Here is a 24,362-nt window from a genome sequence, read left to right as displayed (position 1 = left end):
TTAATATGGCAAACAATAAATCATACGGAGGAACAATCAAAACATGCATGCTTTTTTGTGAACAATAAAGGCGGCCGGGAGGATGGAGTTATTGGCCGCCTTTGGTGTGAGGTTAAGCTTTTACATCAATAGTTTGTCCGAGAGTCGGATGCTGAATCATCTTTAAGGTTTGATCGGCATTTTGCTGGGCGGTGTCCAGCATTTTTTTCGTTAAAGCAATATTAACATTCTGGGCAAGGGATGCTTGATGCATCGCAACTGATAAAGCAGGAATATCCATCGTTCCACCTCCTATGCCTTACCTATCGGCGGCTTTGTATCATTTTACAGTGAAAAATGGCTTAATTTCTCCTGTTGACCCTTACGCTAGAGCATACCGTATGTTTTTGACAAGGAGGGATCAGGATGAATCTTGTAATGGAAAAGACCTTTGAGCAATACGAAAAGCTGTTTTCAATGGAAGAACAGAAAAGAGAAGATGAATTTCGGTATACGATGATGAGGCCGTTTGAAAAGATGTGGACCGCCATCCAAGTTCCGCTGAAAGCGAAGGAGCCAAACGGCTATGATGTGATCATGGCTGCGAAAATGCTGGGCTATTTGGATGTCCGTGATGCTGAAAGCGGCCAGAAAGCACTGCAAATACTGAAAGAATCACATGTTTCAGAGACAGCTGAATCTGCACTTCGGCAATGCATATTTTTTGCTGAGCGCGAACAGCTGCGGGTGAATGCAGAGGAGATCAAATTCGGCCTTTATATCGCTGATCCAAATAAACTTCAGCTGCAAAAAGGCTACTGCGGGTTTGGCGGGATACCGGGCTTTATTCATGTATGGATTGATCCGAACCGTTATAACCTGCCAAGGATTCCTTCAATTATTGCTCATGAGTTTCATCATAATGTGCGGTTTTCGTATATAGATTTTCATCATGGCTCTGTAAGTGTCGGGGATTATCTTGTGATTGAAGGATTGGCGGAATCATTCGCCAGAGAGCTGTTTGGTACGGAACGATTGGGCCCTTGGGTAACTCGTTTTGATCATGAAGATTTGCAATATTCCATTGATGTGATCAATGAGGTGCTGGATGTGAAAGGATTTTCGGAAGTCAGCCGTTATATGTTTGGTGATCCAATTGCTAACGACCAAGGCTTTAAGCCTGCAGGTTTATCGGCTTTTGCAGGTTATGCGGTTGGATATCATGCCGTTCAGTTATTTATGAATCAACATCATATCACGATAAGCGAGGCCACGCGTTTGGATGCGAAGACCATTCTTTCTCAATGCGGGCTGTTTTCTACATGAAAAAAGCGTCACATACAGCGGCGCTTTTTGATTCCCAAAACCAGCAGTTCTATGGCGGCGCAGGCGGCAATTCCGATTGTATATGCTTCGATATCGCTCCATAAAAAACCGTACCCCAGTACAAGCCCGCCAAGAGAAGTATCCCTAATCTGGTCGATCCATTCGGCATGATAGAGCTGGCTGAATTCAATGACAAAACAGAAAGAAAGACTGATAATGCCCGTTATCATTGTCTTCAGCTTCCGAAATAGAAATCCGCATCCCGTAAAGATCATGGCGGCCCACAACGAGTCTCCCAGATAAGTATTGAGGGTATCAGGAAGAACACTGGAGAATGCTCTGGATCCAAGCCCCAGCCCAATGATCAGTACGGTGAAAACTGCATATATCCAACGATTTCGCTTCATTGCGAATTGATACCCCGTCTCTGCTTCATCTCCCTGTATTGTAAGGAATATAGCTTTTATTTGTCCACTAAAAAAGCGGCTGAATAGCCGCGTAGGGTGTTTATTTTGCTTTTAGGTTTACATGGTCGGCTGTCTGATCCGTGCCTATTACAAAATGGAGTTCATAGCGGCCTGTATCATATACATAATCGATTTCATCGGTAAACGGGACGGTTAACACCCGATTTGCTGGTCCTAATTGCTTCTGCAGCACTTCCGGCGTAACTCCGCCTAAATTCAGCTGCCGTTCCACACCGGTTCCAAAGTAGCGGATTTCTGAAATTGTCATGTCTTTATGATAGGAAAATCCGTAGCCCGGCTGTCCCATATTCCAGTGATATAAATCAAATCGATTGTCTCCCCCGACGGGTCTTTCCGGTTCCCCAAACGCAGCGTGGACATCCCCTTTTGTGCTTTTGTTAATGGTAAGGCCTTGCGCCTGCTGAGGCATTTCCCCTTTATAGGCGGTGTTATAGAGGTTTTTGACAAGCTCGGCGGCTGATTGATTCGTGTTTTCTGAGAGCGTGTTTGTTAGAGCTGCGGCCTTTGCCGGTGCTGAAAAGGACGCAGCCCCAAAGCCGGTAAAACAGCTTGTTACTGCTGCCGCAGCGGTAATAGCAGACATTGTCTTTTTCATGTTGATCCCTCCTTATTGATCTACCATCCCGTTTCCCGGTGTTAGTGCAATAAAACATGTGAGTGCGCTTTGTATGTTTTATTGAGTTGTTGTAAGGGAACTGAAATAGGTAATTCGGTATATAAAGCAAGAAAGGGGAATGGAGATGGCTGGCAAGAAAAAAATCACAATAAACGGCGTTGAAATGGAAGCGTCCGAGGAACAGACGGTGCTGCAGCTTTTGAATAACAGCTCGATTGAAGTGCCGCAAGTTTGCTATCATCCAAGCTTAGGGCCGATTGAAACATGTGATACGTGCATCGTCAGCATCAATGGTGAGCTGAAGAGGTCGTGCTCCGCTGAATTAAAGGATGGGGATATCATTGATACGCTCTCACCTGACGTGAAAAAAGCGCAGGTCATCGGGATGGACAAGATTTTATATAATCATGAGCTTTATTGTACAGTTTGCGATTACAACAACGGGGGATGCGAAATACATAATACGGTGAAGGAAATGAAAATCAATCACCAAAGCATCCCGTTTGATCACAAGCCCTACCACAAGGATGAATCCCATCCGTTTTACCGCTACGATCCGGACCAATGTATTTTGTGCGGCCGCTGTGTCGAAGCGTGCCAGGATGTTCAGGTAACTGAAACACTGACCATTGACTGGGAGCGGAAACGCCCGCGCGTCATTTGGGATAACGATGTGCCGATCAACGAGTCGTCATGTGTGTCATGCGGCCACTGTTCAACCGTCTGTCCATGCAACGCGATGATGGAAAAAGGAATGGAAGGGGAAGCCGGATATTTAACAGGCATCAATAATGAAACCCTGCGTCCGATGATCGAGATCACAAAAGGCGTAGAGACAGGCTACGGCTCGATTCTTGCCATTTCTGATATGGAATCGGCCATGCGTGATGAACGAATCAAAAAAACGAAAACCGTCTGCACGTATTGCGGCGTCGGCTGCAGCTTTGATGTCTGGACAAAGGGAAGAGACATTCTGAAAGTAGAGCCGCAGGAGGAGGCGCCAGCCAACGGTATTTCTACCTGTGTAAAAGGGAAGTTCGGCTGGGATTTCGTCAACAGTGAGGAACGCCTGACAAAGCCGCTGATCCGGGAAGGCGATCATTTCCGTGAAGCAGAGTGGGAGGAGGCGTTATCGCTGATCGCCAGCAAGTTCACTGAATTAAAAGAGGCGTTTGGCCCGGATTCTCTCGCTTTTATTACATCTTCTAAATGTACAAATGAAGAATCCTATCTTATGCAAAAGCTGGCCAGAGGGGTCATTGGCACAAATAATGTGGACAACTGCTCTCGCTATTGCCAATCTCCTGCGACTGCCGGCCTGTTCCGGACAGTCGGCTATGGCGGTGATTCAGGATCAATTACAGATATCGCGCAAGCGGACCTTGTTTTGATTATCGGTTCGAACACGTCTGAGTCGCATCCAGTCTTATCCACTCGGATTAAACGGGCTCATAAGCTGAGAGGGCAGAAAGTGATCGTCGCGGATATCAGAAAACACGAAATGGCAGAACGCTCCGATTTATTTGTCCAGCCGCGTGCCGGATCGGATATCGTCTGGCTGAATGCGATCGCCAAATATTTAATAGAAAACGGCAAGGCCGATGAACGATTTTTGAGAGAAAGAGTGAACGGACGGGATGAATATGTAAAAAGCATCGCGCCGTACACACTTGAATATGCTGAGGAGAAAACCGGGATTGATCGAGAAACCCTTATCCAAATGGCAGAGATGATCGGGCAAGCTGACAGTGTGTGCGCATTGTGGGCGATGGGCGTGACACAGCATATTGGAGGAAGCGACACGAGCACGGCGATCTCTAACCTGCTGCTTGTGACAGGAAACTACGGAAAACCGGGAGCAGGTTCTTACCCATTGCGCGGTCATAATAACGTGCAGGGAGCAAGTGACTTCGGAAGCATGCCTGACAGAATGCCAGGCTATGAAAAAGTGACGGATGAACAAGTCCGCCAAAAATACGAGCGTGTGTGGGGTGTGCCGCTGCCGAAAGAGCCGGGTATGACCAACCACGAAATGATTGAAAAAATCCATTCCGGACAGCTGAAAGCGATGTATGTAAAAGGTGAAGAAATGGGCCTGGTGGATTCCAATATCAATCATGTACACGCCGCATATGAAAAGCTTGATTTCTTTGTGGTGCAGGACATTTTCCTTTCACGTACAGCGGAGTTTGCTGATGTGGTTCTTCCTGCGAGCCCAAGCCTTGAAAAAGAAGGAACGTTTACAAACACAGAACGCCGGATTCAGCGTTTGTATCAGGTATTTGAACCGCTGGGTGAATCAAAGCCGGATTGGCAGATTATTATGGAGGTTGCCAATAAGCTTGGCGCCGACTGGCACTATAAGCATCCTGCAGACATTATGGAGGAAGCAGCCAAGCTGTCGCCGATTTATGCCGGTGTCACCTATGAACGTCTTGAGGGCTATAATTCCCTGCAATGGCCTGTAAATGCTGATGGAAAGGATTCGCCTTTACTCTTTACAGAGCGCTTCCCTTTCCCGGACGGCAAGGCCATTCTCTACCCTGTCCAGTGGACAGAGCCTGAGGAATTCGGTGAGGAATATGATATCCATGTCAACAATGGGCGGCTCTTGGAGCATTTCCACGAAGGGAATCTGACTTACAAATCAAAAGGGATTTCGGAGAAAACACCGGAAGTGTTCTTAGAAATTTCTCCTGAGCTTGCGGCAGAACGAGGGATTCAGGACGGAACCCTCGTCAGGCTCACATCGCCTTTCGGAAATGTCAAAGTGAAGTGCCTGATTACTGATCGAGTCAAAGGGAAGGAAGTATATCTGCCAATGAACGATTCAGGGGAAGCGGCGATCAACCTGTTAACAGGCAGCCATGCCGATAAGGATACCGATACGCCTGCTTACAAAGAAACATCGGCCAAGATGGAAATTTTGAAGCACGACGGAATCAGCCCGCTGCCTAAGATCAACCACCGCAACGGCAATCCGCAGCCGCAAATCGGTGTGCAGGTTCAAAAGAAATGGGCGCGGAAGGATTATATTTTCCCTGGTGACGCTGTGAAAAGGGGGATGGGCCATAATGGCTAAAGCGATTAAACGAATCCAAAAAATCGAGGTAACAGAAGAGGATCAGCGAAAGCGTGATTTGCGGGAAATTGAAGATGCTCTAATTGACCACAAAGAAGCGATTCTCGAAACCTTGCATATGCTGGGCCATATGAACGAGCGCGGTGTCCTGCCGTTGCTCCGCGGCCTTTTTGGCCAAGGAGATAAAGTTCTTGACATCTTAGTGAAAAAGGCTGATACAGAGGAAACGGCCAACACATTGAAAAATCTATTGCTTCTGTTTGGAACCCTCGGCATGCTGGACGTGAAGCAGCTGGAGCCCCTCATTTTGAAAGTGAATGCGGGTGTGGCAAGCGCTGTAGAGCAGAAAAACAGTGAAGAAAAGACAGGTTATTTTGATATTATCCGCTCGCTAAAAGACCCAGAAATCAACAAATCAATTACACTACTCTTTTCTTTTTTAAAAGGAATGGGACAAGATACAAAGGAGCTGGAACGCACGACGCAGCCTCCGGAACACCAAAAACATCATCAGGAACCCCGAGAGAAAAGAGGAATGAACAAGCGAGATTGACCTCCCGCCCGAGCCGGCTTCAGCCAGCTCGGGTTTTTTGATGAAAAGGTCTAATGGACTAGTAAAAAATATTCAAATACTAGGAAGAAGTAAGATTGTGATGAATGAGATAGAAATAATCGTTACTTTCTTACCTGTTAGGAAAAGGAAAAATCTGATTATAATAGAAATCGATTACTTTAGATGGGGGAACAATCATGAAAAAAGTCTTATTACTATTATTTGTCTTGACGATCGGGTTAGCGCTTTCAGCGTGCAGCCAATCGAGCGATGCGTCAGAGAAGGAAAAACCGAAAGAGAAAAAATCGCAAGAAGAGCTTGAAAAGGAACTTGATAAGGAATTGAAAAAAGGCGGTGAGCCGAAGACCAAAAAAGATGATCAAATACATAAAATAGGAGAAACATTTAAAGCAGGACATACGAATTTTACAGTGAATAAAGTTGATAGAGTGCAAAAAGGTGAATATATGAATGTTGGCGGAGCTGTAAATGAGGAGACAAAAACAATAAAAGATGATGAGGAACGGCTTATTATAGAAGTTACGATGGAAAATATAGGGGAAGATTCAATAAGCTACAATTTTATCGGGTTTGATTTAAGAGATAAGAATGATCAATCAGTACGGCCTGTTTTTTCTATAGAAGAGAAGGGCAGAATCCTTATGGGAGGAACACTAGTATCGGGGAAAAAGGTTACAGGTGTACTCAGTTATGTCATCCCTAAAGGAGAACAGAAACATTACACACTGGTATATAATCCGTTTTTAGCTGATACAAATAGCAGTAATACAGAAGAGAGAGTAAAGGACGATATTGATTACTTGGTGAAGTTAGATTAGAAGCTAATTTACAGTTGCACGTTTTTCATCTGTGGAAAACGTGCATTTTTTATAGCGAAACTTGACTTGAAAGGATGAGTGATAAAAGTGCAAACCAAATGGCTGGAACGGGCACAGCGGATTCGGGCGATCGCACAGGCGGGGCTTGCTTTTTCCAAGGATGTGTACGACAGGGAGAGGTATGAAGAGCTAATGAAGCTCAGCGCGGAAATGATGGCGGATTACTCACAGACGAACATTGAAGTTATCACTGATTTATGGAGTGGGGAGAGCGGCTATCCAACACCGAAAGCGGATGTGCGCGGCGCAGTATTCCGAGAGAATCAGATTTTGCTTGTCCGGGAGAAGCATGATGAGCTGTGGTCGCTGCCGGGTGGATTTTGCGAGATTGGTTTATCGCCAGCTGAAAACGTCGTCAAGGAAATCAAAGAAGAGTCGGGGTACGATACAGAGCCGTCTCGATTGCTGGCCGTGCTAGACAGCCATAAACACTCTCATCCCCCTCAGCCTTATCACTATTATAAAATCTTCATCGCATGCAGCATGACGGGCGGGCAGGGGGAAACAGGGATCGAGACGAATCATGCCGCTTTTTTTCCGGAAGACAGCCTCCCGCCGCTTTCTCCAAAACGAAACACACCCTCACAGCTTAGCATGCTGTTTGACTTTTTGCGCCATCCGGACAAGAAAACGATATTTGACTAAAAAGAAAGAGCCTATGGGCTCTTTCTTTTTTAAAATGTAATGTGTTTCTCGTTGGCGAGTTTCAGAAGGGTCAAAATAGAATCGGCTTGTTTATGGCCGAGTTTTTGCTTTAATTTGTTTTCTTCAACTAATCGGCTGCCATAAATTTTGACAGAGGCTTTGTCGACGACAGTATGCCAGTTTTCCTGTTTTTTTCCCTCAACAAGCGGTTTTTCATGTCTCTCAGAAAAAGAGAACACAAAGAGTACGAATGCAAGTGAAAGTAGGATTCCGACAACTTGTTTTTTGTAATCAGTCTGTGCTGCCACGTTGTTCTCTCCTTCACCTTTTACCTTCTATTTAATCATAGAACCAAATTATTTTACATAATGGGAAAGTCATTTTTGGAGTTAGTGCATTTGGTTGAAAACAGTGACGTTTTTTGAGCGGAGCGGTGCAATTGAATCCATATTGGATTTGCGTGCTTATGCCTAAGGTCACGTTGTGAGCCAAAACAGCAGTGCAGAATAGAAAAAAATTGAAAGATTATGGTAAGATGAACGAAATTCGAGGGGGAATATATGATGCCTGCATCGAACATCGTGATCGCCTGCCTGCTGTTATCAATTTAATTATTTGTGGTAGTCCCTCTCTTTTTCGAAAGCGGGAGGTGAAGTGGAACATTCATTGCTGAATTTTTTCAAGGGAGTGACCATAATGAGTGTGTTAAACCGCCGGCAAGCCTTGCAGCGAGCGCTGCTCAATGGGAAAAACAAACAGGATGCGTATCATCCGTTTCCATGGTACGAATCGATGAGAAAGGATGCGCCTGTTTCCTTTGATGAAGAAAACCAAGTGTGGAGCGTTTTTCTTTATGATGATGTCAAAAAAGTTGTTGGGGATAAAGAGCTGTTTTCCAGTTACATGCCGCAGCAGACAAGCTCTATTGGAAATTCCATCATTAACATGGACCCGCCGAAGCATACAAAAATCCGTTCAGTCGTGAATAAAGCCTTTACTCCGCGCGTGATGAAGCAATGGGAACCGAGAATTCAAGAAATCACAGATGAACTGATTCAAAAATTTCAGGGGCGCAGTGAGTTTGACCTTGTTCACGATTTTTCATACCCGCTTCCGGTTATTGTGATATCTGAGCTACTGGGAGTGCCTTCAGCGCATATGGATCAGTTTAAAGCATGGTCTGATCTTCTGGTCAGTACACCGAGGGATAAAAGTGAAGAAGCTGAAAAAGCCTTTTTGGAAGAACGAGATAAGTGTGAGGAAGAACTGGCTGCGTTTTTTGCCGGCATCATAGAAGAAAAGCGAAACAAACCGGCGCAGGATATTATTTCTATTTTAGTGGAAGCGGAAGAAACAGGCGAGAAGCTGTCCGGTGAAGAGCTGATTCCGTTTTGCACGCTGCTGCTGGTGGCCGGAAATGAAACCACTACAAACCTGATTTCAAATGCGATGTACAGCATATTAGAAACGCCAGGCGTTTATGAGGAACTGCGCAGCCATCCTGAACTGATGCCTCAGGCAGTGGAGGAAGCCTTGCGTTTCAGAGCGCCGGCCCCGGTTTTGAGGCGCATTGCCAAGCGGGATACGGAGATCGGTGGGCATCTGATTAAAGAAGGTGATATGGTTTTGGCGTTTGTGGCATCGGCAAATCGTGATGAAGCAAAGTTTGACAGGCCGCACATGTTTGATATCCGCCGCCATCCCAATCCGCATATTGCGTTTGGCCATGGCATCCATTTTTGCCTTGGGGCTCCGCTTGCCCGTCTTGAAGCAAATATCGCGTTAACGTCTTTGATTTCTGCTTTTCCTCATATGGAGTGCGTCAGTATCACTCCGATTGAAAACAGTGTGATATACGGATTAAAGAGCTTCCGTGTGAAAATGTAATAGATAAGGAGACTGGAGATTCATGAAAAAGTACCATATTTCGATGATCAATATCCCGGCATACGGACATGTCAATCCTACGCTTGCTTTAGTAGAGAAGCTTTGTGAGAAAGGGTACCGTGTCACGTACGCGACGACTGAGGAGTTTGCGCCCGCTGTTCAGCAAGCCGGTGGAGAAGCATTGATCTATCATACATCCTTGAATATTGATCCTAAGCAAATCAGGGAGATGATGGAAAAGAATGACGCGCCCCTCAGCCTTTTGAAAGAATCACTCAGCATTCTGCCGCAGCTTGAGGAGTTATATAAGGATGATCAGCCTGATCTGATCATCTATGACTTTGTTGCGCTGGCTGGTAAATTGTTTGCTGAAAAGCTTAATGTTCCGGTCATTAAGCTCTGTTCGTCATATGCCCAAAATGAATCCTTTCAGTTAGGAAATGAAGACATGCTGAAAAAAATAAGAGAAGCAGAGGCTGAATTTAAAGCCTACTTGGAGCAAGAGAAGTTGCCGGCTGTTTCATTTGAACAGTTAGCTGTGCCAGAAGCATTAAATATTGTCTTTATGCCGAAGTCTTTTCAGATTCAGCATGAGACGTTCGATGACCGTTTCTGTTTTGTCGGCCCCTCTCTCGGGGAACGGAAGGAAAAAGAAAGCCTGTTGATTGACAAGGATGATCGCCCGCTTATGCTGATTTCTTTGGGTACGGCGTTTAACGCATGGCCGGAATTTTACAAGATGTGCATCAAGGCATTTCGGGATTCTTCATGGCAAGTGATCATGTCTGTTGGGAAAACGATTGATCCAGAAAGCTTGGAGGATATTCCTGCTAACTTTACCATTCGCCAAAGTGTGCCGCAGCTTGAGGTGTTAGAGAAAGCTGATTTGTTCATCTCTCATGGCGGGATGAACAGTACGATGGAAGCGATGAACGCAGGTGTGCCGCTTGTCGTCATTCCACAAATGTATGAGCAAGAGCTCACTGCAAATCGGGTTGATGAATTAGGCCTTGGCGTTTATTTGCCGAAAGAGGAAGTGACTGTTTCCAGCCTGCAGGAAGCGGTTCAAGCTGTATCCAGTGATCAAGAGCTGCTCAGCCGCGTCAAGAATATGCAAAAGGATGTAAAAGAAGCTGGCGGAGCGGAGCGTGCGGCAGCTGAGATTGAAGCGTTTATGAAAAAATCCGCTGTCCCGCAGTAAAAACATAAAAACCGAAATCAATTTGATTTCGGTTTTCTGTTTAAATATTTTTTTTCATCCCGCATCTCCGGCATTCTCTAAGAAATTTTCCGCCTTTTACAGAGCTTTTGAACAGTGTGTAATCACAGTTGTCGCAGCGCCCGCTGCGGGCGTCCGGATATTCATTGAATTCGTAAACAATCGATGTATCGTAGCCTTTTGTTTCATATTCTTCTTTTTTTGTTTCCATGTCGATCCTCCGTTACAAGACGTGTCTGCTGTTTATCTTACAGCAAGCTTCCGGCGTATTCAATGGATTTTAGGAGGTGGGGTTTATCTTGATTTCTTCCTTGGTTTGCGCCAAAATAGCTTTATTAAGCTTATATACATAAAAAGCCTATGCAAAGAGGAGAGGAAACGGGTATGGGAAAAGGGTTACTTGGAAAACGCGTGGCAATCGGTGGCTCACGAAAAACGGAAGAAATTAGTACAATCATTGAAAAACAGGGCGGAATACCTGTCATCCGGCCTCTCCAAGGTACAGTTTACTTAGCAGAGAAGCAGGTGGAGCCGGATTTGCGGACGTTTGCGGAAGAAAAAGCTGACTGGGTCATTTTCACGACAGGCATCGGGTTGGAGACTCTTGTCGATATGGCAGAGAAAATTGGACTGAAAGATGAGTTTCTGCAGGCCATTCGCCAAGCGAAAGCGGCATGCCGGGGATACAAAACGCTGTCTGCGCTGAAAAAGCTTGGAATCACACCGGAAGCTTCGGATGAAGACGGGACAACAAGAGGCTTAATCCGTTCCTTGGAGCCTCACGACTTTTCAGGAAAAACAGTCATGGTGCAGCTTCATGGCGAAAAAGCGCCGGCTCTCATGGCATTTCTTGAAGAAAAAGGCGCGTCTGTCCTGCCGATTCTGCCTTATCAGCACATCCCGCCGGAGGAGGAAACGGTGGAGCGGTTATGCCGAGAGCTGATGAACGATGAGGTCGATGCCGTTTGTTTTACAACGGCCATTCAGGTTCGTTCCCTGTTTGATTTTGCCAAGGGGCGAGGTTATATCAATGAAGTGAAGAAGGTATTCGAAGAACGCGCCATCGCAGCTGCTGTCGGAAAAGTGACTGCTGAAGCACTGCGGGAAGAGGGCATTACGAGACTGCTTGCGCCAGAGATTGAGCGGATGGGTGCGATGATTGTTGAGCTGGCCAAGTATTATGAAGAAAAGGAATAACAAGTACAAAAAGCCGCTTTTCCCTCGGAAAGCGGCTTTTGTCTGTCATTCATTCTGCTTCAGCTGCAGATGAACGGTGAATAATGATGGGTATGTCAGCACGCTTAAGATTACACAAGTCAGCGCGGCTGAGGCCATCGTTGTAAACACGATTAAGAGTTGAAAGCGTACTGCCTGAATCGGGTCCGCGCCGGCTAGAATCTGGCCAGTCATCATGCCGGGAAGCTGGACAAGACCCAGTGTTTTCTGGCTTTCGAGCGTCGGGATCATACTCATTTTCATCGCTGAGGTAAGAATGCGCTGTATGGATTGCTTCGGTGTGCCGCCAAGTGACAATATTAATTGAATTTCTTCTTTGCGAACGCCGACTTCTGAGTTAAGCCGGTTTAGAAACAAACTTGAGAGCACCATCGAATTTCCGATGACCATCCCGCTGATCGGAATGACATATCGTGCCGTAAGCGGAATGATATGAAGAGACAGCAGAATTCCCTGCGTCACAATTTCTACGATTGCTAACGCGGCAAACACCCTCCAAAACGAACCGATAGTATTTTTCTTTCGCTTGATGACATTTTGCGCCGCCACCGCGAGCATTAACAGCACCATCAGCAGGATAAAAACAGGGTGGTCTCCGCGAAAAATCAGCGACAAAACATAACCGATGATAAGCAGCTGCACCGCGGCCCGGATGGTGGCGATGATCATGTCTTTTTCTACACCGGCTTTAAAGGATTTTGATAAAAACAAGGCGATCAATACAAAGATCATCGTTAAAGAGAGAGAAAGGTAATCCATTACCGGGTCCCTCCCTTCAAAAATTCTTTCGTTGCTTCATGCTGCGGAGCGGAGAAAAATGTGTCGGTTTCTGCGATTTCAAGCAGCCGGCCATCTGCCATAAACCAAATGGTATCGGCTACTCGTTTTGCCTGCTCCATATTATGAGTGACCCACATGACTGTCCATTTTTTCTCTTGATGCTGACGTTTGATCAGTTCTTCAATCTCAAGAGCAGAAACTGGGTCCAAGGCCGATGTGATTTCGTCCAACAATAGAATGGAGGAAGGATTTGAGAGCGTTCGGGCCAGTGACAGTCTTTGCCGCTGCCCGCCCGATAAGTCTCTGGCGCTTCTGTCTAACAGCTCTGGCGGCAGCCCTGCAAGCGAAGCCAGCTTTTCAGGAGAGTACAGCTGGGATTGATGCAGCCTTTGTACAAGACTTAAATTGTCACGCACTGTCCCGTCGAGCACGGGAGCCGATTGAAACGCGAGGGCTGCCGTTCGCCTCAGCTCATTGACATTCCATTCTCTGACTTCCTTTCCGTATATGTTGACTTCGCCGCTGTCAGGCGTTCTCATTAAATTACACATAGAAAGGAGGGTGCTTTTGCCTGAGCCGGAAGGACCTAAAACGGCTACGATTGCGCCCTGTTGAATGTCTCCGGTGACATCCTGCAGCACATCATAGGTTTGTCCATCTTGTTTATAGCTTTTTCTGACTGATCTGAAGGAGATGGCTGGTATGTTTTGTGTTTGATCGTTTGCTTCCATTACAATAATCACCTTTCAATATAAGTAGGCTGACATTATATTTAACTATAACGTGAAACAGATTCCTTTTGGTAGCACAAATAAAGGAGAACAGGCTTTCACCCATTCTCCTGCAGATGCTACGCAGTCAGATTTGACTGTGCTTTCTTTTTCGGTTTTCTCGGCTGTGAAGCGAAGGTATGTAACATCATCCCCGCTATTATAATGAACAAACCGGCAAATGATAAAAGAGATGGGAAAACGCCTGACAGCAGAACAATTTCACCAAGCAGCGCGAAAATCACTTCACCGGCTTGAGTGGCTTCAACAGCTGCGAGTTTTTGCGGATTGTCTCTTACCATATCAGTGGCCCAGAAAAATAAAACCGTCGCAATGATGCCTGAGCTGACGGCAACGATAAAGGATTGAACGGTTTGACTTGCTGTTGGAAGGCCATCTGACCACCAGCCGTAAGCTGCTAATATAAGCCAGAATGGAAGGCTTGCCAATGTCATTCCAAGCACGCGCTGAAATGTATCAAGCCGGCCTCCGTATTCTTCGAGCATTCTCCTGTTTCCTAACGGATAGGCAAAAGCCGCAATGACAACCGGCAGCACACTGAAAAGCAGCATCCTCCCAGAAAGCGATTCTGCATGCTGAAGCTGAATCAGAGCCGCTCCAATCAGGATGATCATGGAAGTGCCAAGTGAAACCAGGGGAATCTTTTGGCGAACGAGCTGCGGACCGCCCGGCATATCTTGTTTGACATAGAACAAAGGAGATAAGAGCACCCCGGCTACAATTGTAATTTGCCAGGTTCCGGCTATGAGCCACCCCGGACCGTATGTAGCCGCAAATGTAATCGGCGCGTAAAAAAGCACGAAGCCGACGAAGCTCCATTTGATCCAATAAAACGGCTTTTTCCTCATCTCTAGTAAGAGAGGCGTGAATGTCCCTCTCATGATGACAATCAAACATAAAAACGGCACCATAAAAATAAAGCGCAGCGAAGAGCTCCAAAGCCAGCTGCCTCCTGATAACTCCATCGCTCTGTTTAATATAAAGGTAACGGCGAAAAAGAGTGAAGCCAATATTCCGATAACGATAGCTTTCATGATATCCCTCATTCTGGCATTATTTTTTTATACTATACTATTCGGTATCATGCAGATCAATGGAATCATGAGAAAAACATCATGTTTTGCGAACCGCTATGTGTGGAAGACAAAAAAGGGAGGTGTAATTGATGGAAAAAGAGACACAGACATACTTCTTTCCGGATGACGGCAGGATTCCGAATCACCCTGATTTTCCGCTCGTGGTGTATCAAAACGCGCTTAAGGACACCGGACTGGCAGAGCGGATCGTCATCCGGCATGGCTGGTCAAACAGCTGGTCAGGGAGTGTTTTTCCATACCATCATTATCACAGCAATACGCATGAAGTCCTGATTGCCCTTAGGGGAGAGGCTGTGATTCAGTTTGGGGGAGAAAAAGGGGCTGCCATCCCTTTCAAATCAGGCGACGCAGTCGTGATTCCAGCCGGAGTCGGACATAAAAAGCTCAGCTCAAGCCCCGATTTTACTGTCCTTGGCGCCTATCCCGGAGGCGTTCAGTATGATATGAAGACGGGGAAGCCCAATGAGCGGGAGGAAGCGGTCAAACAGATTAAGCAGGCGGCGTTGCCGGCGAATGATCCGATCACAGGAAAAAGAGAGCCTCTATTGGAAATATGGGTAAAGTGAAGGGGAGAAATTGCTGGATTGTCAATAACTAGTGCCGCAGAAACGATATGACATGAGCTCCATATAAATTAATTTCATAATCGAAGCAATTCACGTTCAAATTTTGTTCAAAAAGTGTTATCATATAGAAGGTAATCGAATTGGAGTTTTTTGTGTTTGCTATTTTCAGAGAGAGTAAAGGATTTTGACTTATTCAATTGTTTATTTTTAGATAAAAATAATACTGAATATGGCAAGATGAAAAACTGGGTAGTAAACATTTATTTTTGTAAATGATTGTGCACGAATTCACAATCCTTATTCTTATGCCTTAAAAGCGTGAGACAGGGAGAGGCACTACCCTTTCCAAAAAAATCAGCAAACTGCTTATAGTAAAGGAGAATTGGATATGCCAGAAACAATCGATCAAACAAATGCGTCTGTCAGCCAAAGCCAGCAAGATCTTATTGATCAGCTATTAAAGCCAGAAGTTCAAGAATCATTGACTGTTTTAGTTGACCAGCTTCCGAAGCTGACTGAGTTAGTGAATATTTTAACGAAGTCTTATGATTTCGCTCAGTCTGTAGCGACTGACGAAGTGTTAAAAAGCGACACAGTCGGTGCGATCACTGAAATTCTTGAGCCTGTAAAAGAAACAGCGAAAGAAGTAGCTGCGACTGCGATCGAAGCAAAAGACCGCGCGGAAGCAAGCAACGAAACAATTGGTCTTTTCGGCCTATTGCGTATGCTGAAAGATCCTCAAGCTCAAAAGCTGTTCCGTTTTGCTAACAGCTACCTTGAAGTCATGAACGAACGCGAAAACCAAAAATAATCTCAGATTCAAATTGATATAAAGGACGGAGGATATACGATGTCAAAACATATTGTCATTCTAGGCGCTGGTTATGGCGGAGTTCTTTCTGCTCTAACAGTTCGCAAACATTACACAAAAGAACAAGCACGCGTGACAGTGGTAAACAAATACCCTACTCACCAAATCATTACGGAATTACACCGCCTTGCTGCAGGCAACGTGTCTGAAAAAGCGGTTGCAATGCCATTAGAAAAACTTTTCAAAGGCAAAGACATTGATCTTAAAATTGCGGAAGTAAGCTCTTTCTCTGTTGATAAAAAAGAAGTTGCGCTTGCTGACGGTTCTACATTAACTTACGATGCGCTTGTTGTAGGTCTTGGTTCTGTAACGGCTTACTTCGGCATCCCAGGTCTTGAAGAAAACAGCATGGTATTGAAATCTGCTGCTGATGCGAACAAAGTCTTCCAACATGTTGAAGATCGTGTGCGCGAGTACTCTAAAACGAAAAACGAAGCAGATGCAACAATCCTTATCGGCGGCGGCGGCTTAACAGGTGTTGAGCTTGTTGGTGAGCTTGCTGACATTATGCCGAACCTTGCGAAAAAATACGGCGTAGACCATAAAGAAATCAAATTGAAACTTGTTGAAGCAGGTCCGAAAATCCTTCCTGTTCTTCCGGATGATCTTATCGAACGTGCGACTGCAAGCCTTGAAAAACGCGGCGTTGAGTTCTTAACAGGTCTTCCTGTTACAAATGTAGAAGGAAACGTAATTGATCTGAAAGACGGATCTAAAGTTGTTGCCAACACATTTGTTTGGACTGGCGGCGTACAAGGTAACCCATTAGTCGGTGAATCAGGTCTAGAAGTGAACCGCGGACGCGCGACTGTAAATGACTTCCTGCAATCTACATCTCATGAAGATGTATTCGTTGCTGGAGACAGCGCAGTTTACTTCGGTCCAGACGGCCGTCCATACCCGCCAACTGCACAAATCGCATGGCAAATGGGTGAGCTGATCGGTTACAACCTATTCGCTTACCTGGAAGGCAAAACGCTTGAAACATTCAAGCCAGTAAACTCTGGTACACTTGCAAGCCTTGGACGCAAAGACGCGGTTGCCATCATTGGTGCTAATTCTACACCGCTTAAAGGTCTTCCTGCTTCCTTGATGAAAGAAGCAAGTAACGTACGCTACTTAACTCACATTAAAGGACTTTTCAGCCTGGCTTACTAATCCTTTTAATGAATCTGACATTGCCAAAAGCGTTCCTTACCGAGTGCTTTCTGGCAATGTCTTTTTTATGTTTATGACAGCGTTAACATTTCATTTTCAAAAAAGAGATTGATCCCAGAGGAATATAAAGGTAAAATAAAAACAAATCAAAATGTTAACGTTAACATTTTGAAATAGAATGAAAGACGGTGAGGACATGGAACCCTTCATGGGCGAAAACTTTTTATTGAAAAATGAAACCGCTGTCAGCCTCTATCATAATTATGCGAAAGACATGCCAATTATTGATTACCACTGCCACTTAAGTCCGAAAGAAATCTATGAAAATAAGACATTTCAAAACATCACGGAAGCCTGGCTGTATGGTGACCATTATAAATGGCGCATCATGAGAGCCAATGGAATTGAGGAGACATACATCACCGGAGATGCGCTTGATGAAGAGAAATTTATGGCTTGGGCGAAAACCGTGCCGATGGCGATTGGCAATCCGCTCTATAACTGGACTCACTTAGAATTGCAGCGTTTTTTTGGCATTTATGAGATTTTAAACGAGAAGTCTGGGCCGGCTATATGGAAACGGACAAATGAACTGCTCAAAGGGGAAGGCTTCGGGGCAAGGGATTTAATCGTGAAATCAAATGTAAAGGTCGTGTGTACAACAGATGACCCTGTCGATTCTCTTGAATACCATTTATTGTTAAAAGAAGACAAAGACTTTCCTGTCAGCGTGCTGCCTGGATTTCGGCCGGATAAAGGACTTGAGATCAATCGTGAAGGCTTTCATGAGTGGGTGCAGGCGCTTGAAGATGCCGCCGCCATATCGATTACAACCTATGATGAGTTTTTAAAGGCGTTGGAAAAACGAGTGCGATTCTTCCACTCAGCCGGCGGCAGAGTTTCTGATCACGCGATAGATTCAATGGTATTTGCCGAAACAACAAAAGAAGAAGCTGGACGGATTTTTTCTGACAGATTACAAGGAACAGAGGTTTCTTATGAAGATGAGAAGAAATTTAAGACACTTACGCTTCAGTTTCTTTGCGGTTTGTATGCGGAGCTTGATTGGGCGATGCAGTTTCATATCAACGCTTTAAGAAACACGAATACAAAAATGATGAAAAGGCTCGGACCTGATACAGGCTATGATTCAATGAACGATGAAGAAATTGCTAAGCCTTTATACAAGCTGCTGAACTCAGTTGAGATGAAGAACCAGCTGCCGAAAACGATTTTATATTCATTGAATCCAAATGATAACTATGTCATCGCCAGCATGATTAACAGTTTTCAGGACGGTATTACCCCAGGAAAAATACAATTCGGCACAGCCTGGTGGTTTAACGATACTAAAGACGGGATGCTCGACCAAATGAAAGCGTTATCAAATGTTGGCCTTTTCAGCCGTTTTATCGGCATGCTCACCGATTCCAGAAGCTTTCTTTCGTATACGCGTCACGAATATTTCAGGCGGATCGTCTGCAATTTGATTGGAGAATGGGTGGAAAACGGCGAAGTGCCGCGCGATATGGAACTTCTGGGAAGCATCGTTCAGGGGATTTGCTATGACAATGCGAAACACTACTTTCAATTTCAAGAAGAGAAAGTAAACGTGTAACAAAGTGTCCGCTCAGTATCGCTGAGCGGACCACTATCCGAAAATTCTTAAGGCACAGAGGTGGAACATGCGAACTGAACTGGCAAATAAGGTTGTGTCGGTCGAAACGGAAAAAAGGCTTTCATTGAAAGAGAAAATGTCCTATGGTTTTGGTGATTTTGGCAATGGTTTTATGTTTGATCTCGGCCAGATTTATTTATTGAAGTATTTCACTGATGTAGCGGGAATCCCCGCTGCGATGGCCGGCGGCATTTTTTTAGTCAGTAAGCTGTTTGCGGCGATAACAGATCCAATTGTCGGCTCATCAATCGATTATCGCAAAAATATCGGCAAACGGGGGAAATTCAGGCCTTATCTATTAATTGGCAGCATCGTGCTTGCGGTGCTTACTGTTCTTATTTTTCTGTCTCCCAATGTATCAACGACCGGAAAACTGATTTATGCATATGCATCCTATATGATTTGGGGCATCGGCTATTCATTTGTGAATATTCCGTACGGCTCATTAGGGGCAGCGATGACTCAAAATTCTGAGGACCGGACCTCCATTTCGACGTTCCGCCAAATCGGATCACTTGGCGCCTTGTTTATCACAAGTGTTGCCGTGATGCCGCTGCTCGTCAAGTTTGATAATCCGAAGGTCGGCTACCCGGTGGTCATGGGCTTATTCGCCGCGCTCGGTGTGATTTGGTTTTATATTTGCTACCGCAACTGCAAAGAGCGTATTGTCATATCGGAAGCACCAAAAGAAAAATTAACACTCTCATCTGTCGTCAAAACATTTATTACAAATAAACCGCTGTTAACCCTTGTCCTGATGACGATTTTTTCAATTTCCGCATACAACATTAAATCCGCCATGCTCGTCTATTTCGCACAATATAACTTGGGCAATGTTGAATTAATGGCTTATATGAACTTCATCATTATTGGTTCTTCCTTTTTGGGCGTCGTATTCCTTCCAAAGCTCGTCAAGATGTTTGGAAAGAAACGAACGGCAATGATCGGCTTCGGCATCAGTGTGGCCGCGGATCTGATCAACTTTATGCTTCCATCTAACGTTTATGTGTTTACAATTCTCGCCAGTATCGCCTTTATCGGAATCAGTATCCCAAATGGCATCACGTGGGCTCTTGTCTCCGATATTATCGACTATGGCGAATGGAAATCCGGTGAACGGAAGGAAGCAACGACATATTCACTTTTCAATTTCTCAAGAAAGCTTGCTCAATCTTTGTCTGGCTTTCTCTCAGGGATCGGTTTGGGGATTATCGGCTATGTGCCGAATGCAGTCCAGACAGCACAGGCGCTGATTGGCATCAAAGCGCTTCTGCTTCTGTATCCGGCCATTGCTTTGGCATTAGCGATGATCATTATCGGCTTTCTTTATAAACTCACAGACCAGCAGCATGCTCAGATCGTTCAGGATCTTCAGCAAAAGATCTGACAATATAATATAGAGAATATTTAAAATAATTTATAAATAAAATGTGTTTGTAGGGGGTTCGCTAGGAGAGTGCCCAAAAAACTGAAAAGGAAGGAGGCACTTGCTTGAGAACGATAACAATTGCAGCTAAAGAAGCAAAGGAACTCGTTCGGCAAAAGCTGGCCGGTGCCGGTTTGAATGAACGAGATGCTGAAAAAGTAGCAGATGTTCTCGTGCACGCTGATTTGCGCAATGTACATTCGCATGGCGTGCTGCGCACAGAACACTATGTGAACAGGCTTTTAGCGGGAGGGATCAATCCTGGGGCACAGCCTGTTTTTAAAGAAACGGGGCCTGTGACCGGGGTGCTTGACGGAGACGATGGTTTCGGTCATGTGAATTGCGACATGGCGATGGACCATGCAATTGACATGGCGAAGAAAAAAGGAGTCGGCATGGTCACGGCCGTAAACAGCAGCCATTGCGGAGCGCTAAGCTATTTTGTGCAAAAAGCGGCTGACGAAAAGCTGATCGGAATAGCAATGACGCATACAGACAGTATCGTTGTCCCGTTTGGGGGGAGGACTCCTTTTTTAGGGACAAATCCGATTGCTTACGGTGTTCCGGCTAAGCATAAAAAACCGTTTATCCTAGATATGGCGACATCCAAAGTGGCTTTTGGGAAGATTCTGCAGGCCCGTGAAGAGGGCAAAGAAATTCCTGAAGGATGGGGAGTCGATGAAAGCGGAGAAGCAGTAACTGATCCTGACAAGGTCGTCTCACTTTCAACATTCGGGGGCCCGAAAGGCTATGGACTATCGATTGTGGTGGATGTATTTTCAGGATTGCTGGCGGGCGCGGCTTTTGGCCCTCATATTGCCAAAATGTACAGCGGCCTTGATCAAAAAAGAAAGCTGGGGCATTACGTTTGTGCGATCAATCCAGCCTTTTTTACTGACTGGGATACGTTTTTAGAGCAGATGGATGCCATGATTGATGAACTGCAGCAATCACCGCCGGCTGTTGGATTCGAAAGAGTGTATGTGCCCGGCGAGATCGAGCAGCTGCATGAAGAAAGAAATAAGAAAAACGGAATTTCTATCGCCCGGAGCGTGTATGAATTCTTAAAAAGCAGGTGAGTAAAATGAAAGCGGTTCAAGTGCGAAAAGCGTATGATCTGGTGACAGCGGAGGTGAAGAAGCCAGTTCTTTCAAAGGAAGATGAAGTGCTCGTGAAAGTCAAGCGAGTCGGCATTTGCGGTTCAGACATGCACATTTATCATGGAACGAATCCGCTTGCTACCCTCCCGAGAGTTATCGGACACGAGGTAACGGGACTAGTGGAGGAAGTTGGTGCGAAAGTTCAGAGCCTAAAACCCGGTGACCATGTGGTGATTGAGCCGATTTCTTATTGCGGCACATGTTACGCCTGCCGCAAAGGGCGGCCGAATGTTTGCGCCAAGCTTTCTGTATTTGGCGTACATGAGGACGGAGGCTTGCGGGAATATATTGTGCTTCCGGAAAGGCAGCTTCACGCGGTCTCAAAGGACTTGCCTTGGGAGGAAGCGGTCATGGCCGAGCCTTATACGATAGGCGCCCAGGCAGTGTGGAGAGGCCAGGTGAAAAAAGGTGATACCGTCCTGATCCAGGGAGCGGGGCCCATCGGGATCTGTGTGTTGAAAATGGCAAAGCTGGCGGGCGCTGCTGTCATGATGACTGACTTGAACAACGAGCGGCTGGCATTTGCGAAAGAAAACGGCGCCGATGCTGTTGTAAATGTCCAAGCAGAACATGTTGCCGAGCGTGTCCTTGAATGGACTGGGAATGAAGGAGCAAACGTGGTCATTGATGCTGTTTGCCTGCCGGAGACTTTTGCACTTTCAATTGAGGCTGTGTCACCGGCGGGACATGTGGTTGTGCTTGGATTTGATGAAAGAGCGGCTCAGATTTCACAGCTGCCGATTACAAAAAAAGAAGTCACGATAACCGGATCGCGATTGCAGACCAATCAGTTTCCAAAAGTAGTAGAGCTTTTGAATGGAGGCCGGTTAGTGCATAACGGGCTGGTGACCCATACATTTTCAGTTGATGACGTTCATCACGCATTTCAGTTTATTAAGGAGCATCCAGATCAGGTGCGGAAAGCCGTCATCACGTTTGATTAAATGACTGAATCCGGAGGTGCGAGCATGAATATGACATTCCGATGGTATGGACGAGGCAACGATACAGTCACACTTGAACACGTGAAGCAAATTCCCGGAGTCAAAGGCATCGTTTGGGCTCTCCATCAAAAGCCTGTCGGCGACGTGTGGGAAAAAGAAGAAATCAGAGCCGAGACCGAATATATTCAATCCTATGGTTTTCATGCTGAAGTTGTAGAAAGCGTGAATGTTCACGAAGCGATTAAACTTGGGAACGAAGAACGCAGCCGGTATATTGAAAACTACAAGCAAACGATCCGCAACCTTGCCGGATTTGGCGTGAAAGTGATCTGCTATAATTTTATGCCGGTTTTTGACTGGACACGCACGGACATGTTCCGGCCGCTAGAAGATGGATCGACCGCTCTGTTTTTTGAAAAGGCCAAGGTGGAAAGCCTTGATCCTCAAGAGCTGATTCGGACGGTGGAGGAAGCATCTGACATGACACTGCCGGGGTGGGAGCCCGAAAAATTGGCTCGGATCAAAGAGCTTTTTGCTGCCTACAGAACGGTCGATGAAGAAAAGCTATGGGACAATTTATCATTCTTTTTGCAGGAAATTCTTCCTGTTGCTGAGGCCTATGGTGTTCAAATGGCCATTCATCCGGATGACCCGCCGTGGCCGATTTTCGGACTGCCGCGCATTATCACAGGAGAGGCAAGCTATAAGAAACTGCGGGCGATATCAGATTCACCGTCTAATTGTATCACCCTTTGTACAGGTTCAATGGGAGCCAATCCCGCTAACGACATGGTGGAGATCGCTAAAACGTATGCCGGCATCGCTCCATTTTCACATATTCGCAATGTGAAAATTTATGAGAATGGTGATTTTATTGAAACATCTCATTTAACAAAGGATGGTTCGATCAACATTCAAGGCGTGATGGAAGAACTGCATAAGCAGGATTACGAAGGATATGTCAGACCGGATCATGGGCGACATCTTTGGGGCGAGCAATGCCGCCCGGGATATGGCTTATACGATCGGGCACTTGGCATCATGTATTTGAACGGGCTGTGGGACGCCTATGAAGCAATGGCAAAAAAAGAGGTGGGCGTATGATCCCGCTGCATGAGAACCAGGCTGGTAAAACGGCTGTCATCACTGGCGGCAGCGGCGTGCTTTGCTCTGCGATGGCACGGGAGCTAGCCCGTCATGGCATGAAGGTGGCGATATTGAATCGGACGGCTGAAAAAGGCCAAGCGGTCGTGAAGGAGATAACGGCGGCTGGCGGCACAGCGTGCGCTGTTGCTGCGGATGTGCTGGACAGGATGTCACTGGAGCGGGCAAAGGAAGACATCCTTGGCCAATTTGGCGCTGTTGATCTGTTAATTAACGGGGCTGGCGGCAATCATCCTGCCGCGATAACCGATGTGGAGACATATGAAGAAGCGGGAGAAGGCCAATCCTTTTTTGATATGGATGAGAGGGGCTTTCTAACTGTATTCTCCACCAATTTCACCGGTGCGTTTCTGGCCTCGCAAGTGTTTGGAAAAGAGCTGCTGAAAGCCGATTCACCGGCGATTATCAATCTTTCTTCGATGAGTGCTTATTCACCTATGACGAAGGTTCCGGCATACAGTGCCGCCAAAGCATCGATCAATAATTTTACGATGTGGATGGCTGTTCATTTTGCCGAAACCGGGCTGCGGGTCAATGCGATTGCCCCAGGCTTCTTTCTGACAAAACAAAATCATGATCTGCTGATCAACCAAGACGGAACGTTCACCAGCCGATCTCACAAAATTATTGCGGGAACACCGATGAAGCGCTTCGGAAAACCCGAGGATTTGCTCGGTACGCTTCTTTGGCTGGCGGATGAATCCTATTCCGGTTTTGTCACTGGGATCACCGTTCCTGTCGATGGAGGATTTATGGCTTATTCAGGTGTGTAACGAAAGCGATGCAACAGAAACTGA

The 24,362-nt window shown here is 45.8% G+C and carries 25 protein-coding genes; 17 read left to right on the top strand and 8 right to left on the bottom strand.

What is annotated here, in order from left to right; translation table 11 throughout:
• Nucleotides 1-112: 112 nt before the first annotated feature.
• Nucleotides 113-280: a YjfB family protein gene (locus M1D94_RS14735; RefSeq protein ID WP_014476499.1), complete on the bottom strand. Its 168-nt coding sequence runs from the start codon at nt 278-280 to the stop codon at nt 113-115.
• Between the two features lie 125 nt (nt 281-405).
• Between M1D94_RS14735 and M1D94_RS14730 the strand changes: the two genes are divergently transcribed.
• Nucleotides 406-1,305 (top strand): DUF2268 domain-containing protein, encoded by a 900-nt coding sequence (locus M1D94_RS14730; RefSeq protein ID WP_249852639.1) that lies wholly within the window; start codon nt 406-408, stop codon nt 1,303-1,305.
• An 8-nt stretch (nt 1,306-1,313) separates the two neighbouring features.
• Here the strand turns inward: M1D94_RS14730 and M1D94_RS14725 are convergent, their stop codons facing one another.
• Nucleotides 1,314-1,712: a ribosomal maturation YjgA family protein gene (locus tag M1D94_RS14725; RefSeq protein ID WP_017697549.1), complete on the bottom strand. Its 399-nt coding sequence runs from the start codon at nt 1,710-1,712 to the stop codon at nt 1,314-1,316.
• 100 nt (nt 1,713-1,812) lie between these two features.
• Complete coding sequence (locus M1D94_RS14720; protein WP_282627452.1) at nt 1,813-2,388, bottom strand: YjgB family protein; 576 nt, start codon at nt 2,386-2,388, stop codon at nt 1,813-1,815.
• A 145-nt stretch (nt 2,389-2,533) separates the two neighbouring features.
• Between M1D94_RS14720 and fdhF the strand changes: the two genes are divergently transcribed.
• The 4 genes from fdhF to M1D94_RS14700 all read left to right on the top strand — a co-directional run bounded on the left by fdhF (nt 2,534) and on the right by M1D94_RS14700 (nt 7,588).
• Nucleotides 2,534-5,491, top strand: coding sequence for a formate dehydrogenase subunit alpha (fdhF, locus tag M1D94_RS14715; protein WP_282627453.1), 2,958 nt, complete (start codon nt 2,534-2,536; stop codon nt 5,489-5,491).
• Nucleotides 5,484-6,044, top strand: a complete 561-nt coding sequence (locus tag M1D94_RS14710) for a DUF1641 domain-containing protein (RefSeq protein WP_003232799.1) — start codon at nt 5,484-5,486, stop codon at nt 6,042-6,044. The genes fdhF and M1D94_RS14710 overlap by 8 nt, the downstream gene beginning before the upstream one ends.
• 197 nt (nt 6,045-6,241) lie before the next feature.
• The gene (locus tag M1D94_RS14705) at nt 6,242-6,883 is read left to right on the top strand and encodes a DUF4352 domain-containing protein (RefSeq protein WP_003244850.1); all 642 of its coding nucleotides are present in this window, start codon (nt 6,242-6,244) and stop codon (nt 6,881-6,883) included.
• A 78-nt stretch (nt 6,884-6,961) separates the two neighbouring features.
• A complete protein-coding gene (locus M1D94_RS14700) occupies nt 6,962-7,588 on the top strand; it encodes an NUDIX hydrolase (protein ID WP_085186244.1) in 627 nt (208 codons plus the stop codon).
• A gap of 29 nt (nt 7,589-7,617) precedes the next feature.
• Here M1D94_RS14700 and M1D94_RS14695 read toward each other — a convergent pair whose 3' ends face one another.
• Complete coding sequence (locus tag M1D94_RS14695; RefSeq protein ID WP_064671266.1) at nt 7,618-7,896, bottom strand: hypothetical protein; 279 nt, start codon at nt 7,894-7,896, stop codon at nt 7,618-7,620.
• Between the two features lie 388 nt (nt 7,897-8,284).
• On the opposite strand from M1D94_RS14695, the gene yjiB reads away from it, so the two are divergent.
• A complete protein-coding gene (gene yjiB / locus M1D94_RS14690; RefSeq protein ID WP_103803751.1) occupies nt 8,285-9,475 on the top strand; it encodes a monooxygenase YjiB in 1,191 nt (396 codons plus the stop codon).
• Nucleotides 9,476-9,497: 22 nt separating this feature from the next.
• A complete protein-coding gene (locus M1D94_RS14685; RefSeq protein ID WP_103803752.1) occupies nt 9,498-10,676 on the top strand; it encodes a glycosyltransferase in 1,179 nt (392 codons plus the stop codon).
• 40 nt (nt 10,677-10,716) lie between these two features.
• Here the strand turns inward: M1D94_RS14685 and M1D94_RS14680 are convergent, their stop codons facing one another.
• Nucleotides 10,717-10,905, bottom strand: a complete 189-nt coding sequence (locus M1D94_RS14680) for a hypothetical protein (RefSeq protein WP_003232781.1) — start codon at nt 10,903-10,905, stop codon at nt 10,717-10,719.
• A 173-nt stretch (nt 10,906-11,078) separates the two neighbouring features.
• Between M1D94_RS14680 and M1D94_RS14675 the strand changes: the two genes are divergently transcribed.
• Nucleotides 11,079-11,891 (top strand): uroporphyrinogen-III synthase, encoded by an 813-nt coding sequence (locus tag M1D94_RS14675; protein WP_003245334.1) that lies wholly within the window; start codon nt 11,079-11,081, stop codon nt 11,889-11,891.
• Between the two features lie 45 nt (nt 11,892-11,936).
• On the opposite strand, the gene M1D94_RS14670 is transcribed toward M1D94_RS14675, so the two are convergent.
• From M1D94_RS14670 to M1D94_RS14660, 3 genes are all read right to left on the bottom strand, one after another.
• A complete protein-coding gene (locus M1D94_RS14670; protein WP_049140748.1) occupies nt 11,937-12,689 on the bottom strand; it encodes an ABC transporter permease in 753 nt (250 codons plus the stop codon).
• Nucleotides 12,689-13,441: an ABC transporter ATP-binding protein gene (locus M1D94_RS14665; protein ID WP_424934972.1), complete on the bottom strand. Its 753-nt coding sequence runs from the start codon at nt 13,439-13,441 to the stop codon at nt 12,689-12,691. Before M1D94_RS14665 ends, M1D94_RS14670 begins: the two co-directional genes overlap by 1 nt.
• A gap of 119 nt (nt 13,442-13,560) precedes the next feature.
• Nucleotides 13,561-14,535: a DMT family transporter gene (locus M1D94_RS14660; protein ID WP_277709522.1), complete on the bottom strand. Its 975-nt coding sequence runs from the start codon at nt 14,533-14,535 to the stop codon at nt 13,561-13,563.
• Between the two features lie 131 nt (nt 14,536-14,666).
• Between M1D94_RS14660 and M1D94_RS14655 the strand changes: the two genes are divergently transcribed.
• The 9 genes from M1D94_RS14655 to M1D94_RS14615 all read left to right on the top strand — a co-directional run bounded on the left by M1D94_RS14655 (nt 14,667) and on the right by M1D94_RS14615 (nt 24,338).
• A complete protein-coding gene (locus M1D94_RS14655; RefSeq protein WP_029317652.1) occupies nt 14,667-15,164 on the top strand; it encodes a cupin domain-containing protein in 498 nt (165 codons plus the stop codon).
• Nucleotides 15,165-15,552: 388 nt separating this feature from the next.
• Nucleotides 15,553-15,975, top strand: a complete 423-nt coding sequence (locus M1D94_RS14650) for a DUF1641 domain-containing protein (protein ID WP_003220510.1) — start codon at nt 15,553-15,555, stop codon at nt 15,973-15,975.
• 39 nt (nt 15,976-16,014) lie between these two features.
• Nucleotides 16,015-17,193 carry an NAD(P)/FAD-dependent oxidoreductase gene (locus tag M1D94_RS14645; RefSeq protein WP_003232765.1) on the top strand — a complete coding sequence of 393 codons (1,179 nt, stop codon included), beginning with the start codon at nt 16,015-16,017 and terminating at the stop codon, nt 17,191-17,193.
• A 196-nt stretch (nt 17,194-17,389) separates the two neighbouring features.
• Nucleotides 17,390-18,811 carry a glucuronate isomerase gene (gene uxaC, locus M1D94_RS14640; RefSeq protein ID WP_456270267.1) on the top strand — a complete coding sequence of 474 codons (1,422 nt, stop codon included), beginning with the start codon at nt 17,390-17,392 and terminating at the stop codon, nt 18,809-18,811.
• A 67-nt stretch (nt 18,812-18,878) separates the two neighbouring features.
• Nucleotides 18,879-20,258 (top strand): MFS transporter, encoded by a 1,380-nt coding sequence (locus M1D94_RS14635; RefSeq protein WP_103803754.1) that lies wholly within the window; start codon nt 18,879-18,881, stop codon nt 20,256-20,258.
• 104 nt (nt 20,259-20,362) lie between these two features.
• On the top strand, nt 20,363-21,376 hold the full coding sequence (gene allD, locus M1D94_RS14630) for an ureidoglycolate dehydrogenase (protein WP_456270266.1): 1,014 nt from the start codon (nt 20,363-20,365) through the stop codon (nt 21,374-21,376).
• Nucleotides 21,377-21,381: 5 nt separating this feature from the next.
• Entirely contained in the window at nt 21,382-22,401 is a 1,020-nt protein-coding gene (locus M1D94_RS14625) for a zinc-binding alcohol dehydrogenase family protein (RefSeq protein ID WP_128740266.1), read from the top strand.
• A gap of 24 nt (nt 22,402-22,425) precedes the next feature.
• Entirely contained in the window at nt 22,426-23,505 is a 1,080-nt protein-coding gene (gene uxuA / locus M1D94_RS14620; protein ID WP_232567432.1) for a mannonate dehydratase, read from the top strand.
• Nucleotides 23,502-24,338, top strand: a complete 837-nt coding sequence (locus M1D94_RS14615; RefSeq protein WP_072174213.1) for an SDR family oxidoreductase — start codon at nt 23,502-23,504, stop codon at nt 24,336-24,338. Before uxuA ends, M1D94_RS14615 begins: the two co-directional genes overlap by 4 nt.
• The last annotated feature ends 24 nt before the right edge of the window (nt 24,339-24,362 follow it).

The sequence above is a fragment of the Bacillus sp. JZ109 genome, assembly GCF_053903135.1.
Note: the sequence above shows the minus strand (reverse complement) of the source record. Positions and strands in the feature narration are given on the sequence as shown.